The 18,192-nt window shown below is 59.6% G+C and carries 16 protein-coding genes; 8 read left to right on the top strand and 8 right to left on the bottom strand.

Going from position 1 to position 18,192, the window contains the following annotated elements; all coding sequences use genetic code 11:
• Window positions 1-6 precede the first annotated feature (6 nt).
• From ACYZT4_RS10540 to ACYZT4_RS10510, 7 genes are all read left to right on the top strand, one after another.
• Entirely contained in the window at window positions 7-618 is a 612-nt protein-coding gene (locus tag ACYZT4_RS10540; protein ID WP_461987552.1) for a tail assembly protein, read from the top strand.
• Between the two features lie 59 nt (window positions 619-677).
• Window positions 678-4,238 (top strand): TipJ family phage tail tip protein, encoded by a 3,561-nt coding sequence (locus tag ACYZT4_RS10535; RefSeq protein WP_461987550.1) that lies wholly within the window; start codon window positions 678-680, stop codon window positions 4,236-4,238.
• A 15-nt stretch (window positions 4,239-4,253) separates the two neighbouring features.
• The gene (locus ACYZT4_RS10530; RefSeq protein ID WP_461988641.1) at window positions 4,254-4,568 is read left to right on the top strand and encodes a hypothetical protein; all 315 of its coding nucleotides are present in this window, start codon (window positions 4,254-4,256) and stop codon (window positions 4,566-4,568) included.
• The gene (locus ACYZT4_RS10525) at window positions 4,569-5,246 is read left to right on the top strand and encodes a hypothetical protein (protein ID WP_461987548.1); all 678 of its coding nucleotides are present in this window, start codon (window positions 4,569-4,571) and stop codon (window positions 5,244-5,246) included.
• Window positions 5,247-5,265: 19 nt separating this feature from the next.
• A complete protein-coding gene (locus ACYZT4_RS10520; RefSeq protein ID WP_461987547.1) occupies window positions 5,266-6,477 on the top strand; it encodes a pyocin knob domain-containing protein in 1,212 nt (403 codons plus the stop codon).
• A gap of 329 nt (window positions 6,478-6,806) precedes the next feature.
• Complete coding sequence (locus tag ACYZT4_RS10515; protein WP_461988639.1) at window positions 6,807-7,193, top strand: phage tail protein; 387 nt, start codon at window positions 6,807-6,809, stop codon at window positions 7,191-7,193.
• Window positions 7,194-7,254: 61 nt separating this feature from the next.
• Entirely contained in the window at window positions 7,255-7,680 is a 426-nt protein-coding gene (locus ACYZT4_RS10510) for a cell wall hydrolase (protein WP_461987545.1), read from the top strand.
• A 12-nt stretch (window positions 7,681-7,692) separates the two neighbouring features.
• Here the strand turns inward: ACYZT4_RS10510 and ACYZT4_RS10505 are convergent, their stop codons facing one another.
• On the bottom strand, window positions 7,693-8,010 hold the full coding sequence (locus ACYZT4_RS10505) for a hypothetical protein (RefSeq protein ID WP_461987543.1): 318 nt from the start codon (window positions 8,008-8,010) through the stop codon (window positions 7,693-7,695).
• Between the two features lie 269 nt (window positions 8,011-8,279).
• Window positions 8,280-8,489: a hypothetical protein gene (locus ACYZT4_RS10500; protein ID WP_461987542.1), complete on the bottom strand. Its 210-nt coding sequence runs from the start codon at window positions 8,487-8,489 to the stop codon at window positions 8,280-8,282.
• 1,016 nt (window positions 8,490-9,505) lie between these two features.
• Between ACYZT4_RS10500 and ACYZT4_RS10495 the strand changes: the two genes are divergently transcribed.
• A complete protein-coding gene (locus tag ACYZT4_RS10495) occupies window positions 9,506-11,506 on the top strand; it encodes a peptidase U32 family protein (RefSeq protein ID WP_461987541.1) in 2,001 nt (666 codons plus the stop codon).
• A gap of 35 nt (window positions 11,507-11,541) precedes the next feature.
• Here the strand turns inward: ACYZT4_RS10495 and ACYZT4_RS10490 are convergent, their stop codons facing one another.
• The 6 genes from ACYZT4_RS10490 to ACYZT4_RS10465 all read right to left on the bottom strand — a co-directional run bounded on the left by ACYZT4_RS10490 (window position 11,542) and on the right by ACYZT4_RS10465 (window position 18,062).
• Window positions 11,542-13,014, bottom strand: coding sequence for an aldehyde dehydrogenase family protein (locus ACYZT4_RS10490; RefSeq protein WP_461987539.1), 1,473 nt, complete (start codon window positions 13,012-13,014; stop codon window positions 11,542-11,544).
• On the bottom strand, window positions 13,007-13,834 hold the full coding sequence (locus tag ACYZT4_RS10485; RefSeq protein WP_461987538.1) for an ABC transporter permease: 828 nt from the start codon (window positions 13,832-13,834) through the stop codon (window positions 13,007-13,009). Before ACYZT4_RS10485 ends, ACYZT4_RS10490 begins: the two co-directional genes overlap by 8 nt.
• A gap of 1 nt (window position 13,835) precedes the next feature.
• On the bottom strand, window positions 13,836-14,753 hold the full coding sequence (locus ACYZT4_RS10480) for an ABC transporter permease (RefSeq protein ID WP_461987536.1): 918 nt from the start codon (window positions 14,751-14,753) through the stop codon (window positions 13,836-13,838).
• Window positions 14,754-14,787: 34 nt separating this feature from the next.
• Window positions 14,788-15,930: an ABC transporter substrate-binding protein gene (locus tag ACYZT4_RS10475; RefSeq protein WP_461987534.1), complete on the bottom strand. Its 1,143-nt coding sequence runs from the start codon at window positions 15,928-15,930 to the stop codon at window positions 14,788-14,790.
• A gap of 39 nt (window positions 15,931-15,969) precedes the next feature.
• Window positions 15,970-17,097, bottom strand: coding sequence for an ABC transporter ATP-binding protein (locus ACYZT4_RS10470; protein WP_461987532.1), 1,128 nt, complete (start codon window positions 17,095-17,097; stop codon window positions 15,970-15,972).
• Window positions 17,098-17,213: 116 nt separating this feature from the next.
• Window positions 17,214-18,062, bottom strand: a complete 849-nt coding sequence (locus tag ACYZT4_RS10465) for a response regulator transcription factor (RefSeq protein ID WP_461987530.1) — start codon at window positions 18,060-18,062, stop codon at window positions 17,214-17,216.
• Window positions 18,063-18,192: the final 130 nt, after the last annotated feature.

The raw sequence follows: 18,192 nt of genomic DNA, 5'->3' as shown, positions 1-18,192 counted from the left end.
GAAAACATGAGCGCGCTGGCTATCAGTTACCAACCCATGACCACGATCAAGCTTTATGGCCAGCTCCGGCAATTTGGTAGGTCGTTCCGGCTTTCTGTCCGATCGCCGGCTGAAGCAATCAAGGCTCTGTGTGTGCAGATTCCAGGCTTTGAGCGCTTTCTGTCCAATGCGAAATCGCGGGGGATGGAGTTCGCTGTGTTTCGCGGCAAAACGAATATTGGTGAGCAGGAACTGAGCTTCAGTGGAGATGGGGATATCCGGATAGCGCCGATCATTACAGGTAGCAAAAAGGCTGGTGGGCTCCAAACGATTATTGGGGCTGTGCTGATCGTGGTAGGCTTGGTCATCACCGGTGGCACATTTGGCGCTGGCGCTCCTTTCGGTTCGGCATTGATCACGATGGGCGCCTCGATGGCTATTGGTGGCGTCATCCAAATGCTCAGCCCGGCCGCGAAGGGGCTGAAAACCAGCGCCGCACCCGAGAACACGCCGGGTTACGCGTTCGGAAGCGCCAAGAACACGACCGCATCAGGCAACCCAGTACCGCTCTGTGTCGGCAAACGTCGGTGGGGCGGCGCGATCATCAGCGCCGCCATTTATGCCGAAGACCAGATGTAGCCTGACCGATGAGCACCCCGGCCGCCCGTGAGGCGGTTTTTTATTGCCTGGAGATAAGCATGGGCGCAGCACAGCAACTTGATATCTACGGCGCCAAGGGCGGATCGGATAAGCCAAAGACCCCGACAGAAGCGCCGGACAGCCTGCGCTCGGTAGCCGTCGCCAAGATACTGATTGCTATGGGAGAGGGTGAGTTCGCCGGGAACCCGACAGCGCAGGACATCTACCTTGACAACACCCCGCTGCAAGATCCTCAGGGCAACATGAACTTCCCGAATGTGAAGTGGGAGTTTCGCAGCGGCTCGGTTGAGCAGAGCTATATCCAGGGCATCCCATCGGTAGAGAACGAAACCTCCCTTGGCATTGAGTTGCGTAGCGGCACGCCTTGGGTGCGAGCGATCAGCAATACCGACTTGTCAGCGGCGCGCCTGCGCTTCGCCTGGCCGGCGCTACAATCGGTCGATGCCGAAGGCAACGTGAATGGCTACCGCATCGAGTACAAAGTCGAGATTGCCACTGACGGCGGCGCCTATCAGCAAGTGCTGAGCGAGGCCGTCGACGGCAAGACGACCAGCACTTACGAGCGCACTCGGCGGATTGATTTGCCGGCGGCCACCAGCGGCTGGGTGATCCGTGTCACCCGCATCACCCCGAACCAGAACAACAACAAAATCGCCGACACGATGCAGATCGCTGGCTTCACTGAAGTCATCGACGCGAAGTTGCGCTACCCGAACACCGCTTTGCTGTACATCGAGTTTTCCGCCGAGCAGTTCCGAAGCATTCCGGCCGTGACGGTCGATTGCTTCGCCCGCAAGTGGCTGGTGCCCAGCAACTACAACTCGGACACCCGCTCGTATACCGGCATTTGGGATGGAACGTTCAAAGAGGCCTGGACGGATAACCCTGCCTGGATCACTTACGGCATCACCGTAAATGACCGCTTCGGCCTCGGCCGCCGGATCAAACCGTGGCAGGTCGACAAATGGGAGCTTTATCGGATCGCTCAGCACTGCGATCAGTTGGTGCCGAATGGGAAGGGCGGCCAGGAGCCGCGTTTCATCTGCAACCTCAATCTTCAGGGCAAGGCCGACGCTTGGTCGATGCTACGCGACATCTCGACGATCTATCGCGGCATGACCTACTGGGCTCAGGGCCAAGTCTTCACTCTTTCCGACATGCCGCGCGCGACTGACTTCGACTTCGCCTACACCCGTGCCAATGTGATCGACGGCAAGTTCACTTACTCCAGCGCATCGGAGCGCACCCGGTACAGTCGAGCCCTGATCAGCTATGACAACCCGGCCAACAACTACGATACCGACGTCACCGCAGTCACCGATCCCAAGCTCCAGCGGCGCTACGGCGACAACGTGCTGGAGCTCAGTGCTATCGGCTGCACCCGCGAGTCGGAGGCGCAGCGCCGCGGCAAGTGGGCACTCCTGACAAACTCCAAGGACCGAGGAATCAATTTCAAGGTGGGGCTCGACGGGCGCATCCCATTGCCGGGCTACGTCATTCCTGTGGCCGACGAACTGCTGGCTGGCCGTGCCATCGGCGGGCGTATTTCGGCAGCGGCTGGCCGTGCGGTCACTCTCGATCGCGATACCCAGGCGAAGACAGGCGATCGTCTGATCTTGAATCTGCCCAATGGCAAGTGCGAAGGACGAACCGTGCAGTCCGTGGCGGGCCGAGTCGTGACCGTGACTGTCGCGTACTCGGTCGCTCCTGAGCCGGAATTGGTTTGGGCACTGGATGCTGACGATCTTGCCGTGCCGCTGTATCGGGTCACCGCCGTTTCCCGGCCAGAGCCCGGTGTGTTTGAAATCTCGGCCGTCCAGTACGACCCGAGCAAGTTTGCTCACATCGACACCGGCGCGCGTCTGGAAGAGCGGCCGATCAGCGTCATCCCTATCACCGTCGTTCCGGCGCCGGCGAGCGTCACGCTGACAGCAAACTCGGTGGTCTCCCAAGGCTTGGCGGTCGCTACCATGACTATCACCTGGCCAGCGGTGCCCGGTGCGGTCGGTTATGACGTTGAATGGCGCAAGGACAGTGGCAATTGGATCAAGGTCCAGCGCACCGGTATGACCAGTATTGACGTGGTTAGTATTTACGCTGGCGCATACGTGGCGCGAGTGCGAGCGGTGAGCGCTTTCGACATCTCATCGGTCTGGCGCAACTCGATCCTGACCAATCTGAAAGGCAAAGAGGGTTTGCCGCCGGCGGTGTCGTTTCTCTCGGCCACGCCGCTGCTGTTCGGCATCTATCTCAAGTGGGGCTTTCCTGCTGGCGCAGAGGACACTCAGCGCACTGAGATTTGGTACGGGCCGACGACCAGCCTGGCGGCTGCCACCAAACTGACGGACTTGTCATACCCTCAAAGCGATCACTCGATGCTGGGCCTGAAAGCTGGCGTGACATTTTACTTTTGGGCTCGCCTTGTGGATCGGATCGGCAACATCGGTCCGTGGTATCCGGTCGGCCTGGGCGTTCAGGGCCAGTCGAGTTCCGACGCGGCGGCAATTCTGGAAATGATCGCCGGCCAGATCGGCGAGACCGAGCTCGGTCAGGACATACTTGATGAGATCGCCAAGATTCCCGGCCTTCAGGATCAGATCGACGCGTTGGACGACATCCTCGCCTACGACCCTGAGAAAGCGTACGCCAAGGGCGACATCGTCCGACAGGGCCAGCGCCTATACCAGGCTGCCGGAGCCGTGCCAGTCAACAATCCTCCACCAAACGTTGCCTACTGGCGGGACGTCGGACAGTCGATTGAGACGGCGAATGGCTTGGCGCAACAGGTGGCGTTCAATACCGCCGACATCACCGAGCTTGATGGTGTGGTCACCGCCCAGGCGACCGCGTTCGAGGCGTTGCGGGCATCTTCCCGCGATGACAACGGCGAGGGTGATTTGGCCGACGCGCTGAAAGGCTGGACCAGCACGGCGGCCATCGCGTCGGAATCGAAGGTACGCACTTCCGAAAACGAAGCGATGGCACAGCGGATCACCACCTTTGACGTTGCGATCGGCGATAACAAGGCGCACATCACCGAATTGGAACAGGTGGTCGCCACCAATCAGTCAGCAACGGCGACGAAGATCGATCAGTTGAATGTATCGGTGGGGGAGAACGCTGCCGCGATACAGCAGACGTCGACGGCCTATGCAGACACCGCCGGAAAGCTGACCACCATGTGGTCGGTGAAAATGCAGGTGAATGCCCAAGGCCAGTACGTGGCGGCGGGCATTGGGCTTGGCATTGAGAACACCGCCGCCGGGCTGCAAAGCCAGTTCCTGGTGAGCGCTGATCGTTTCGCCATCGTCAACGGGATCAACGGCAATCTGTCGGTGCCGTTTGCGGTTCAAAACGGTCAAGCGTTCCTTCAATCGGCCTTCATTCTCGACGGCACGATCACCAACGCCAAGATCGGCAGCTACATCAGCTCCACCAACTACATCGCCGGCCAGCAGGGATGGATCCTCAACAAGGATGGAACACTGGAAATAAACGGCATCGTCCCAGGGCAGGGCCGGCTGGTGATCAACTCGCTGAACGTCTCTGTGTACGACGCGAACAACGTGCTTCGGGTACGTCTCGGATATCTGGGGTAGATCATGGCTCACGGAATGCGGGTATGGGGTGCGGACGGCGCACTCCAGCTGGACGAAAATTCATTCACGATGAGGGTCGTTCTATCGACGCTGGTGTCTTTTGCCGTGGGCGCCGGGAAAACCAACCAGGACTTTTCGGTCCCTAGCTGTGACGCCTCGAACTCAGTCGCGATCGTGATCCCTATTGGCCCTTACGACGAGAGCAGCGCAAAACAGTTTGAAACGGAAATGGTGGCGGGAGTGGCACGTGTCTACAACCACACTAGGACGTTTGCAGCCAGCCTAATCGCCAGCGGCACCATGCGGTTAATGGTCATAAGGTTTGCCTAAATGAGCTACGGACTTTCGTTCATCAACAACAGCAATCAGGTGGTGATCGATTCCGAGTTTGCTCGACTCAACGTTATCTGCAGCGGGCGGTACGCTCCGACGCAGGAGGGCGGACTTGGATCGGTCACTTCTTTTCCTCGCGTCATTACCAGCCAGGAGCCACCGCTGGTTTTTTGTCGGCCTGACACCGGCGGCATTGCGGGCCTGACTGCAATGCAGATAATCGGATCAGCCGGTAATTGGACAGGCTTTTATGTCCGGGCCTATGACGTGAACACCAACCAGCCAAACGGCCGGTACTTCGCGGCGACGTTCGGCGCGCAGCCGGTGGCCACTTACGGCATGCGGTTGTGGGATGGCTCTTCGAAGTTGCTGTTTGACTCCGGCACCCCAACCGCGCTGTTCACCAGGTCATTTCAAAACTGGACCTATGTTCGGTCCGAAACTACAGCCACCAGCAGCACCCGCAGTTTTTACACGGTCAGCTTCAACTTCCCCGAAAACGAATACCTGCTCATCAACACTTTCGGTATGAACATGCTGACGGGGTCGTCAGCGGGGCGCCTTGTGAAAACCTTGTGGAGCTTTAGCACCGGGACGCTGTATGCCGTCACCGACGGATTCTCCAATCCTTTCGCCTTCTTCATGCCGGCCGTGTTCGCAAAGCTCGCGGTCTAACCTTTATAGGAAGTAATCCATGCCCTGGTACAAATCAGGAACGGTCTCTGTCGCCCAGAATTCCAATGCGGTGACTGGGACCGGCACCGCGTTTATTGCAAACAGCCGAGTTGGTGATGCCTTTCGCGGGCCGGATGGCGCCTGGTACGAAGTGATCAACATCGCCAGCGATACAGCGATGGCGATCGCACCGAGCTATCAGGGTGCCAACAATGCTGCCGGAGCATACGCCCTCGCGCCGATGCAAGGGTACGTCAAGGATTCGGCTGATGCGCTGCGGGGTCTGGTTAATACCTACGGCACAAAGCTCGCAGCGTTAGGTACAACCGGCAACTACGACATATTGCCCGTCCTAAAGGGAGGGACCGGGCGCACGGCTTTAGGGACTGCCATCGCGGCAGATGTGATGACAAGTGCCACGGACACGACTGAGGGTCGTCTGGTTCGTGTGGGTGATTTTGGCTTGGGCAACACTGGTGGCCCGCCCCCTGTGGCGGATGCGAATCTGGCCGTGACAACCGGCTTTTTTCTGATAGCGCAGCCATTCACGAATGCCCCTACTGCGGCTCCGCACACGCTTCTGGTTCAGCGCTTTAACCTCGAAGTCACCCAACTGGCGTTTCTCGAAGGTTCCACTGCTACGGCTGCTTATATCCGCAAGAGAACTTCGGCATCGCAGACTTGGGGCAGCTGGCGACCGCTTGCCCTGGGCGGGGCGAATGCGGACATAACCAGCCTGAGCGGACTGACAACAGCGCTCAGTATTGCGCAAGGCGGGACAGGGAATATTACTGGCACCGCTGCAAAGCTTTCGGCTGCCGCGATGGTTGGGACGGTGTCACAGACAGGCGGGGTGCCGACTGGCGCACTCATGGAGGCGGGTGCGAATGCAAACGGGACGTTTGAAAAATACGCCTGCGGGACTTTGATTTGCCGCGACGTGCAGATCATTAACGGAGCCTTGGGAGCGGGCGCGTATGTATCCCCAGCGCTGCGCCTGCCGATCACGCCGGTGGGCGATTATTTTTGTGCAACTGACGTCCTGTTTTTCACCCTTTTTGATGGAGCTGGAAGCTCTATCTATTCATCAAAGCAGGGGTACCAGAGGACTGGACTGTTCATCAACACTGGGTTGAGTTCGGCGTCATACGTCCCCAGCTTCACGACGCTGGGATCCACAGTCGCTAACTCTTATATCTATCGGTCGTTGGTCGTTGGGAGGTGGTTCTGATGCACATCAAGCTTTCGCCGCGGAGGATGGACGAGACTCTCGATGTCTTTCGCGCGGGAAATACGCTCATCGTCAACGGTACTGCATTTGATTTTTCGGCAGTGGGCGAGGGCGACACGTTGCCGCTTTCGGCGATTTCTTCAGAATGGTTCGACGGTAGCGTCGATAACATTCATGGCGAACTCTCGCTGACGTTGCTCCTGCCCAATCCTTGGAACTACAGCCCTGAGCAAGCCTTCCCCGCTGATTTGACGGAGGTGCCGGACGGGCGCGTTATCCTTCCGCAGCCGCTTCCCGATGAAGATGGGGTATCCCCCGAGTTGGCGCCGATGCCGATCACCCCCATTGAAGGGCGTATTGACTGGAGCCAGCTTGTTACAAAAGCCATGAAGGCTGCAGCCGCTCAGGCCGTGCAGTTGGCTGCAGCGAAGGTAGATCTTGCTGCAAGAAACGTCAGGACCGTCGCGCAGATATCCCGCATCCAGGACCGTATTGATACGTTGGGCTACGGCATAGATGCTGGCGAGGCAACTGAAGAGGATGAAGCTGAGCAGGCCGCGCTGCTCGTGAACCTGAAAACTTGGAAGGCGTACAAATTCGCCTTGGGCAAAGTCACCGTGCAACCAACCTGGTACGCAGCTCCGGTGTGGCCAAATGAGCCCGCGGTACCGGTAATTGTGGCTGACCCCGACGCGCAGGTCGCCGATCTGATCTAACGCCACACAGCAGCAACGCAACCCGCCATCGAGCGGGATTTTTTTTGCTTGGAGAATAGTTATGCAAGTTCCCGAGAAAGACCGCGACATCCTTGCTCGCACGCTGTGGGGCGAGGCTCGCGGCGAAAGCCTGACCGGCCAAATCGCAGTGGCCTGCACGATCCGGAATCGAGTGAACGATGGCAAGCATAAATCATGGTGGGGCGAGGGCTACTCCGGAGTTTGCCAGAAGCCCTACCAGTTCAGTTGCTGGAACAAGACTGACCCCAATTACGCGTTCCTCATCGGCCTCAAGCAGATTCCGTCCCGTGAGCTTGCGCAGGCGCGGATCGCTGCTGATCATGTGATCGACGGCAAGGTGCCGGATCCCACCGCCGGCGCTACGCATTACTACGCGACCACCATGCCGATGCCGCCGGCGTGGGTGAAGGGCGCTAAGCAAACGCTGAAGCTTGGCCACCACATTTTCTTCAGGGACGTGCCGTAATTTTCAAGACAGTCATTTTTTGAGTGCTTCCTGCAATTGCTGGCGAAGAATTTCATTTTGAGATTTTACCAGCTTCAAGCTTCCGATCTCGGTCAACTGTTCAGTCGCCTCGGCCATCAAATTCGCCATCCACTTATTCTTCCGTTGAAGCTCGGCAGATAGCTGATCGTTCATCGCAACGAGTCCGGTGATGTTTTCCTTCGCCGCGCGCAGCTCAAGCTTCAGCGCCTGAATGTCGTCCTCGAGCATGCTCGCGTAGTGCTCGACTGTCTCCAGCCTGGTCGGACAACCCAGCCAGTCGCTGGTGTCTTCGATTTCGTACGGGTCCACGGAGAGGCCTTATTGGTACTGTTTTAATATACAGTAATCGAGGCGAGGCAATTCGGCGAGGGGCGGGCGACGATCAGTAACGTGTGGATGGTGTGTGTGGCAGAACGCCTGGAAGGGATGTTGCTGAAATGTCGCTGAAGCCGGTATGAATCGACATGAATCCACAACAACCTTCAGCAACTTACCAAGCCCCAGATGCAGCGAAACCCGCACTGGGCGGGCTTCGTTGGTGTCTCTAATGGTGGAGCCGGGGGGATTTGAACCCCCGGTCATTCCGGCGTCATCAGAACCGCGAGCGTCAGCTTGATGAATTCTTCGTTCTTGTCGATGGTGTCTAAGGCGCCTCGCACGTTGTCGGCAACCTCGGCAGCTCCGCGCTGCTCGACCCAGTTGGTCAACTCCATGATGGCAGCCTCAAGGGCGAGTTGATTTTCGTTGAGCTTGAAGAGCAGGGAAGGGAGCAGGTCTGAATTTGGCATGGCGATTCCTCCGTGGATGGTGGAAAGCGTAGCAGCGCAGGGGGGTTAGAGTCTGGTGAGCGTTAAGCCAGCAATTGTCCCAACAAGCAATATCGAGCAGATGATATTGGTGATAGCGCGGCGGCTTGGGGGGACGATAAACCAGAGCGCCATCCAGATGAGAGAAAGAACGATCGCGAGGTAAAACGTAGACATTGAATTTCGCCAATAAGAAAGTGAGCCAATTTTTATTGTGATGGCTATTAAGTGGCACATCAACAGAGGGGTGCAGTCAGCTCGCTTTCATCTGCCATCCGAGAGCTGCGCAAAACCTCCGCTACAGGCCCCGGTTTTCCGTTTGCATAAGCACAAAAAAACGGATGTTTTGCTACCCTAAAAACAGGCTGTTATCCTTATAAAACAAATGCTTGCGGCGCTACAGTCCCCAGCATGGGGTGCTAGGGGTCGAGTGTTCGAATCACTCCGTCCCGACCATATTTGTCTATGACTTGGCCCAATCTGTGAAGGTTGGGCTTTTTCATGTGTGTGGCTTTTGCGTAACTCAATTTTTTGCAGCCTATGCATTTCAAACCACACGCGAGCAGAAGGCATATTAACCAAAACCCACCGTTCGTCGGAACCCGCGCACGATCAACCACTTAGCCAGTCGATGTAGTAGCCCAAAAAAAACAGGTGCCTATGCGACCTCTAATTCTAGATATGCCCAATGGGCGCGAGCTCATTGATGAGCTGGATCTTGCGACCGCTCTGATGATGTCCATTCCGGTCGAACACCTCGGTAGCGCTCAATGGCAGGAAGCGGCCAGCAGGCAGTACCAGGCCTTCAAAAAGTGGCGCGAATACCTTCATAGCATGGCTGACGGGCGGGTACGGGTCGAGACACTGAAAGTCGCCTGACCCGATGTTCCCGAGTTAGCGCTGGGTGGCGCGGGCCCCACTTGGCGCCCTATGGATGCCGGTCAGCGATTTGGCCGCTACAATGCGTGCCTCGACCGTGCCAAACCAGATAATAAAATATGTCTCTGCCCAAGCATCACCTGGAACTGCTCAGCCCTGCCCGTGACGTGAGCATCGCTCGCGAGGCCATTCTGCATGGTGCCGATGCCATTTATATCGGTGGCCCGAGCTTCGGTGCGCGGCACAACGCCTGCAACGAAGTGGGCGAAATTGCGCAGCTCGTGGAGTTCGCCCATCGCTACCATGCCCGGGTGTTCACCACGATCAACACGATCCTGCATGACAATGAGCTGGAGCCGGCCCGCAAGCTGATCCATCAGTTATACGATGCCGGCGTCGATGCGTTGATCGTGCAGGATCTGGGGGTGATGGAACTGGATATCCCGCCGATCGAGCTGCACGCCAGCACCCAGACCGACATCCGCACCCTGGCGCGGGCGAAGTTTCTTGATCAGGCGGGCTTCTCGCAACTGGTCCTGGCTCGCGAGCTGAATCTGCAAGAGATTCGCGCCATTGCCGACGAAACCGATGCGGCGATCGAATTTTTTATCCATGGCGCGTTGTGCGTGGCGTTCTCCGGGCAGTGCAACATTTCCCACGCGCAGAACGGTCGCAGCGCCAACCGTGGCGATTGTTCTCAGGCCTGTCGCTTGCCGTACACCCTCAAGGACGATCAGGGCCGCGTCGTCGCCTTCGAAAAACACTTGCTGTCGATGAAGGACAACAACCAGAGCGCCAACATTCGCGCGTTGGTGGAAGCCGGCGTTCGCTCGTTCAAGATCGAAGGGCGCTACAAGGACATGGGCTACGTGAAGAACATCACGGCCTACTACCGCCAGCGTCTGGACGATGTGCTTGAAGACCGTCCGGACCTTGCCCGAGCGTCCAGTGGCCGCACCGCGCATTTCTTCGTGCCGGACCCTGACAAAACGTTCCATCGAGGCAGCACCGACTATTTCGTCAGTGAGCGCAAGGTCGACATCGGTGCCTTCGATTCCCCGACGTTCACCGGTTTGGCGGTGGGCGTGGTGGAGAGTGTGGGCAAGCGTGACCTGCAGGTGGTGACCACCGAGCCGCTGTCGAACGGCGATGGTCTCAACGTGCAGATCAAGCGCGACGTGGTGGGTTTTCGCGTCAATATTGCCGAGCCCAAGGGTGAGTTCCTCGAAGAAGGCGAGAAGCGCTATCGCTACCGTGTCGAGCCCAACGAAATGCCGGACGGGATGTACAAGCTGCGGCCCAACCATCCACTGAACCGCAACCTCGACCACCACTGGCAGCACGCCTTGCAGAAGACTTCTGCCGAGCGTCGCATCGGCCTGGAGTGGGTGGCACGGCTCGACGAGCATCAGTTGCAACTGACCGCCACCAGCGAGGAGGGCGTCAGCGCCAGCGTGGCGCTGGACGGTCCGTTCGGTCTGGCCAACAAGCCGGAGCAGGCCTTGGAGCAACTGCGTGATCTGCTCGGCCAACTGGGCACCACCGACTATCACGCCACCGCCATCAAGCTGGATGCCCCCCAGGCGTTTTTCATCCCCAATTCGCAGCTCAAGGCCCTGCGCCGGGAAGCTATCGACGCGCTTACGGCGGCTCGTCTGCTGGCTCATCCTCGGGGTGGCCGCAAGGCTGAAACCGTGCCGCCGCCGGTGTACCCGGAAGCGCACCTGTCGTTCCTGGCCAACGTCTACAACCAGAAGGCTCGCGACTTCTATCACCGTCACGGCGTCAAGCTGATCGATGCGGCGTTCGAGGCTCATGAGGAAAGGGGCGAAGTGCCGGTGATGATCACCAAGCATTGCCTGCGGTTCTCCTTCAACCTTTGCCCCAAACAGGCCAAAGGCGTCACCGGCGTTCGCACCAAGGTCGCGCCGATGCAATTGATACACGGTGACGAAGTGCTGACGTTGAAGTTCGACTGCAAGCCCTGCGAAATGCACGTGATCGGCAAGATCAAGGGCCACATTCTTGGCCTGCCGTTACCGGGCAGCGTTGCGGAACCGGTGGTGGGTTATATCAGCCCGGAAGATCTGCTCAAGACGATCCCTCGCGCACCCCACTGAAGGCTCGCTCCTACCTTTGATCGCGGGTACTTGAGCTACTTCAAATACCAACCCCACGGCTGGTCACTGATGTACTCGGTCACCTGCTTGACCTCCAGATAGTTATGCAGCCCCCACTCGCCGAGTTCGCGGCCAATGCCGCTGTGTTTCATCCCGCCCCATGGCGCCTCGACGAAGGTCGGCTGCGAGCAATTGACCCAGATAATCCCGGCCCGCAACTGGTTGGCGACGCGGGCGGTACGTTGCAGATCGGCGCTCATCACCGCAGCCGCGAGGCCAAAGCGGCTGGCGTTGGCCATTTGCACTGCTTGCTCTTCGGTCTTGAAACGCTTGATGCACAGCACCGGGCCGAACACTTCTTCGCGCCACAGGATGCTGTTGTGGGCGGGTTCGTCGAAGATCGCCGGCTCGAGGAAATACCCCTCAGGCAAATGCGCCGGGCGCCGGCCACCGGTGAGCAAGCGGGCGCCGCTGGCGAGCCCTTGATCGATGTAGCCCAGGACTTTCTCGTGCTGACCTTGACTGACCAGCGGGCCGAGCAGCACGCCGCTTTGCATGCCTGGCCCGATGGTGATCTTGCGCGTTTCCTCGACCAGTCGCTCGATCAACCGCGAGGCAATGTTTTCCTGCACTAACAGGCGTGACGTGGCGCTGCACACCTGACCCTGGTTCCAGAAAATCCCGAACAGAATCCATTCCACGGCGGCGTCGACATCGGCATCGTCAAACACGACAAACGCCGACTTGCCGCCGAGTTCCAGGCTGATGTTCTTGATGTCGCGAGCCGCCGCCGACATGATTTTTGCCCCGGTCGGCACGCTGCCGGTGAAGGCCAGTTTGTCCACACCGGGGTGCTCGGTAAGCGGGCCGCCCGCGTCGGCGCCGAGGCCGCTGACCACGTTCAACACCCCGGCCGGCAGACCGATGCGGTCCGCAGCGGCGGCCAGTTCCAATGCCGTGAGTGGCGTCAGTTCCGACGGTTTTAATACCAGCGTTGCCCCCGCAGCCAGGGCGGGCGCGACTTTCCAGGCGGCCATCAGCAGCGGGTAATTCCACGGGATGATTTGCCCGGCGACGCCAATCGGTTCGTGGCGGATGCGGCAGCGAAAGCGCTCATCCGGCAACGCCAGCGGTTGATCCTGTTGTTGATCCAGTTCGCGGGCCAGCCCGGCGTAGTAACGGAAGCAGGCAATCGCGTCGCCCACGTCCCACTGCGCTTCGGGCAACGGTTTGCCGTTGTCGCGCACTTCCAGTTCGGCCAGTGCCGGTTGGCCGCTTTCCAATTCATCAGCCAGCGTTTCCAGCCATTGTCCGCGTTCGGCGCCGGTGGTCTGGCTCCAGCCATTGTCGAACGCACGCCGGGCGGCGCGCACCGCATGATCAATGTCTTCTTCGGTGCCGGCCGCGACCCGATGAAATACCTGGCCGGTGGCCGGGTCGATGACGTCCAGATAACCGCCCAGGTCCGGGCTGACCCACTCGCCGTTGATGTAAAGCTGATCACGCATGGTTTGACTCCTGAACGCCGGTGCGGCGGTTTTGCAGAGAGCGGGAAGTGAAGAGCAGTGCCAGCGAGGCGCAGATGATCACGGTCGACACCGCGTTGATCTCCGGCGTCACGCCACGGCGGATCGAGGAAAAGATGTAGATCGGCAAGGTCGTCTCGGAACCGGCGACGAAGAACGCGATGATGAAATCGTCGAAGCTGAAAGTGAACGCCAACAGAAATCCGGCCATGATCGCCGGACTGATCTGCGGCAGCGTCACCCGCCAGAACGTCTGCATCGGTGGTGCGTAAAGGTCCGCCGACGCTTCCAGCAACGCCTTGTCCAGCGAGTCGACGCGGCTGCGCACGATCACCATGACCAGCGCCATGGTGAACAGCGAGTGCGCGGCGATCACCGTGAAAAAACCCATGTTCAAGCGCGGAACGCCGGGAATCCAGGCCGCCAGCAGCGGGTTGATCAGGTCGAACAGGCTGATGAAGGCAATCAGCGTCGAGATGCCGATGACGATGCCCGGCACGATGATCGCGCAATAGGTCAGCGCATCGAAGAGCAGGCGCACCTTGGGGCCGGCGCGTTGCAAACCGAACACCGCAAGGGTGCCGAACAGGGTGGCAATCACCGCCGAGGTGAAGGCAATGAACGCGCTGTTGCCCAGCGCTTCCATGATGAACGGATTGCCGAACGCGCGACCAAACCATTGCGTCGAGCAGCATTCGAACGCCAGGCCACTGCGCCCGGCGTTGAAGCTGAACAGTACGATCAGGGCGATCGGCGCATACAGAAACAGGTACAGCGAAGTCGAATAGCTGCGCAGCCACATGTCAAATCCCTCCATCCGCTGGCCGGCCGCCGTAGCGCGCCACCAGTTTCAAATACACGCCGATGATCAGCAGCATCATCGCCACCAGCGTCATCGCCAACGCACTGCCAAACGGCCAGTTGCGCGATTGCAGGAACAGGTCCACCAGCGCGTTGCCGACAAAAAACACTTTGCCGCCGCCGAGAATGGCCGGGATCAGGAACTCGCCCATCAGCAGGATGAACACCAGCATCACCCCGGTGATGATCCCCGGTGCGGAAAGGGGCAAGGTGATCCGTCGGAAGCTTTCAAAGGCGCTGGCACCCAAGTCCGCCGAGGCTTCGAGCAGGCGCTTGTCGAGTTTTTCCAGACTGACGTAAATCGGAAACACCATCAGCGGCAAGTAGCCGTAGATGATGCCGATCAGCACCGCCCACGGCGTGTTGATCAGGCGCACGTCTTCCAGACCGAGGCTGGCGAGCAGTGCCGGAATGCCCTTGCCGCTGAGGATGAAAATCCACGCGTAGGTACGAATCAGGAAGCTGGTCCAGAACGGCACGATCACCAGCGTCAGCAACAGCGAGCGGTTGCGGGTGACCTTGACTGCCAGAAAGTACGCCAGCGGGTAAGCGGCCACCAGGCACACCAGCGTGCCCAGCGGCGCCAGCATCAACGTGTTGCTGAACGCCGCGCCACGGGAACCGAGGTTCAGGTAATTGGCCAACGTGAAGCCACCGGCATAACCGCCCACGGCGCTGCGCTCGCCGAAACTGAAGACCAGAATGATCACCAGCGGCATCAACAACAGCAGCAGGAACCACAAGGTCGACGGCAAGAGCATCAGCAGGGTGATCCGCCGGCCAAGGCTGCGCCGCTGGCGCACCTCGACTGACAGGGCATGGCCCGGCTGCACCGTTTGCGGGTGGGCGGCGGCATTCATGGGTAACTCCTCGTTGGCCATGGTCAGGTGGCGATCAGGCGGACTTGAAACGCGCCATCAGTTCGGCGCGCGCCGGGCTGGTGAGCGTTGCAGCGGCGCCGAACTCCAGCGGGCTGAGTGCTTCGGCGGCCGGGTACATGATCGGGTCGCTGAGCATGGCGGTGGGCAGCAAGGCATCGACGCGTTTGTCGCCGCTCGGGTAACCGTGGCTCAACACTTCGAGTTTGTTGTGCTGCGGATCGAGCAGGTAATTGATGAAGGCGTACGCCGCGTCCTTGTGCTCCGAGCTCTTCGGGATGGCGAAGAAGTCGCTCCAGAGTTCGCCACCTTCCTTGCCCAGTTCGAACTGCATTTTTGCGTTGTCACGGTGCAACTGCGAGGCGTCGCCGGTCCAGGACATCGCCAGCCAGGCATCGCCGCTGCGCATCGACGGCTGGATGTCGGAGTTGATCGCGAACAGGTGCGGCTTGACCTCGATCAGCAGTTTTTCGGCGTCGGCCAGTTCCTTCGGGTCCAACGAATTAAAGCTGTAGCCGAAGCTTTTCAGGGCATTGCCAATGGCGGTCAGTTGATAGTCATGCACCATCGTCCGGCCGCTGGCGGGGCCTTGGGCGGCGGCCCAGAATTCTTTCCAGCTGCTCGGGCCGTTTTTCAGTTTGCCGCTGTCGTAGAGCATGCCGGTGGTGCCCCAGTTTTTCGGCACCGCGTACACCTTGCCGTCCACCGTGCCTTGGGCCATGAACTTTTGCTGGAACGCCGACGCATCGAAATTGGGGATGCGCGACAGGTCCAGCGGTTCGATCAGGCCGAGGCCGACGTAAGTGCTGATGGTGTAGTTGGTCGGCACCAGGACGTCCCAGCCACTGCCACCGGCCTGCAACTTGGCGAGCATTTCTTCATTGGAACCGAACACGCTCATCGACACGCGAGCGCCGGTGGATTTAGCGAACGTGTCGAGGTTTTCCTGACTGTGGTAGTTCGGCCACGTCGCCAGCGACAGGCGATCCCCGAGCTTGGTTTGCTCGGCGGCCTGCGCGGTGGAGGTCAGCAACCCCGGCATGTTGGTCGCGACCACGGCGGCGGCAATCCCCAGGCCGGTGCGGCCAAGAAACTCGCGGCGGCTGATCGAGCCGTTCTGCCAGCTGCGCAGGGTTTTGATAAACGTCTTCTGGTCCATAGCACGCTCCACATCCGGTTGATGAATCGAATCGATGATTTACAACGCCATGGCCAAGCCGTTGGCGTGATCCCAGCCGACGCTGACTGCCGCGCCGTGTTCGAATGCGTTGGCGCCATGATCCTGCTGGCGCGGCACCCGCACGCAAACCACGCCAAAGGCTTGGGTGCGCACGCGGTACTCGGTGGAATTGCCGAGGTAGATGCGGTCTTCCACGCAGCCTTGCAGCTTCACTTCGCGGGCCATGTCGGCGTTGGCGGCAGCGATGCTGATCAGCTCCGGGCGCACGGCGATGCAACCAGCGGCGTCGGCGCTCAAGGCTTTGCCGGTGGGTGTCAGCGGGCTGGTGAGTTCCAGTCCCTGCTCGGTGCGCAACACCACGCTATTGCCGTGAAGGCTGCGCACTGTGCCGTTGAACAGATTGGATTCGCCGATGAAGTCAGCGACGTAGCGGCTGGCCGGCGCTTCGTAGAGTTGCTCCGGGGTGGCGGTCTGGATGATCGAGCCGTTGTGCATCACGCTGATGCTGTCGCTCATCGACAGGGCTTCTTCCTGATCGTGGGTGACCAGCACAAAGGTGATGCCGACTTCCCGTTGCAGGCGCAGCAATTCCGACTGCATTTCCTTGCGCAACTTGCGGTCCAGAGCCGCCAGCGGTTCATCCAGCAGCAACACCGTCGGCTTGTTCACCAGCGCTCGGGCCAGTGCCACGCGCTGTTGTTGGCCGCCGGAGAGTTCGCTCGGCTTGCGTTGACCGAAGCCGCTGAGGCGCACCATCTCCAGCGCCTCGTCGGCCATGCGCAATTGGCTTTTCTTATCCGGTCGCGGGGTGCGATAACGCAGGCCGTAGGCGATGTTCTGCGCCACGGTCAGGTGCGGGAAGAGGGCGTAATGCTGGAACACCATGTTCACCGGCCGCTCGAACGCCGGCACCCCGGCGACGCATTTTCCGGCCAGGCGCACTTCGCCGCTGGTGGGTTGTTCGAAGCCGGCGATCATGCGCAGGGTGGTGGTTTTTCCGCAGCCAGAACCACCGAGGAACGAATGAAACGAGCCGCGACGCACGGCGAAATTCAGGCCATCGACGGCGGACACCTCGCCATAGCGTTTGACCACGTTACAGAATTCGATATCGCTGGGCGAAGTGTCATTCACGCTGTTGTTCACGAGCCGGCTCCCTTGCAGTGATGAATCAGTGCGTCGGAGGCCAAACTAGCAATGGGGGTTTTGCGCTGTATATATCCCTTTGGGGGTAGGGGCCGCTTCAAGCTTCAAGCTTCAAGCTACAAGTTGAAGGCGCGACTGCGTTCCTCTTGCAGCTTGTCGCTTGAAGCTTGCAGTTGATCGTCTGTCAGATCTCGAATGAACAGCCCCAGCAGTTCGGACTGGCTGCCAATGCCGAGCTTGGCGTAGATGTTCTTGCGATGAATTTTCACCGTGCCGGGGCTGATGTGCAGTTGTTCGGCGACCGACGCGCTCGAGTGACCGCGCAACAGCAGTTGCACGATTTCCTGCTCGCGTCCGGTGAGGATGTGCGCCCCGAAATGATCGAACGCTTCGCGGATCTTGAAGTCCAGGTCCTGCGCGGGGCGCGGTTGCTGGGCCTGACGCAAACGCCAGGCTTCGTTGATGACTTGTTCGACCACCGCTTGTGCGCACTCGATCAACTGCATCTCGTCACGACTGAACGCGCAACTGGCCGAGGAGCGCATCAACGACAACACGGCCATGGCGCCGCCGCCCAGCTCCACGAAAAACGCCACTTCTTCCGCCAGGCCGGTTTGCTGGTAATAGGTCAGGTAGTACTCGCCGAGGTAGAAGTGGTCGGGCGCAAACTGGCGCAAACGCCACAACCCCGGCGCCTGCCCACGGGTGCAGGCGAGGTAGAACGGGTCCAGCAGATACGGTCCGCACTGATAGTCATCGACATACACCGCTCGCTTGTCGGCGGCGAAGGTGTCGAACATTGCCAACGGTCGGTGATTGCCTTCGTAGACGAACAACACGAAATGATCGACCGGGCACACCTGACGCAACCAATGGCTCAGGCCCGCCAACCGTGAATGGCCTGCGGGCAGGTCAAGCAGGTGAGCGACGCCGGTGGTCCAGAGTTTGAGTTCCTTGGGGCGCATGGCTGATTCAGGCAAGAGTGGAACGCAGTTGAATGCACAAACTACGCCATGGCCGTCCGGGCCATACAGGGCTGGACAGTCGACGATGCGTCATCGAAAACGCGCACCGTAACAGGGCCGGATGTTACCG

Source organism: Pseudomonas sp. GB2N2 (genome assembly GCF_054897705.1).
The sequence above is the reverse complement of the archived record's forward strand: the minus strand, read 5'-3'. Positions and strand labels throughout refer to the sequence as shown.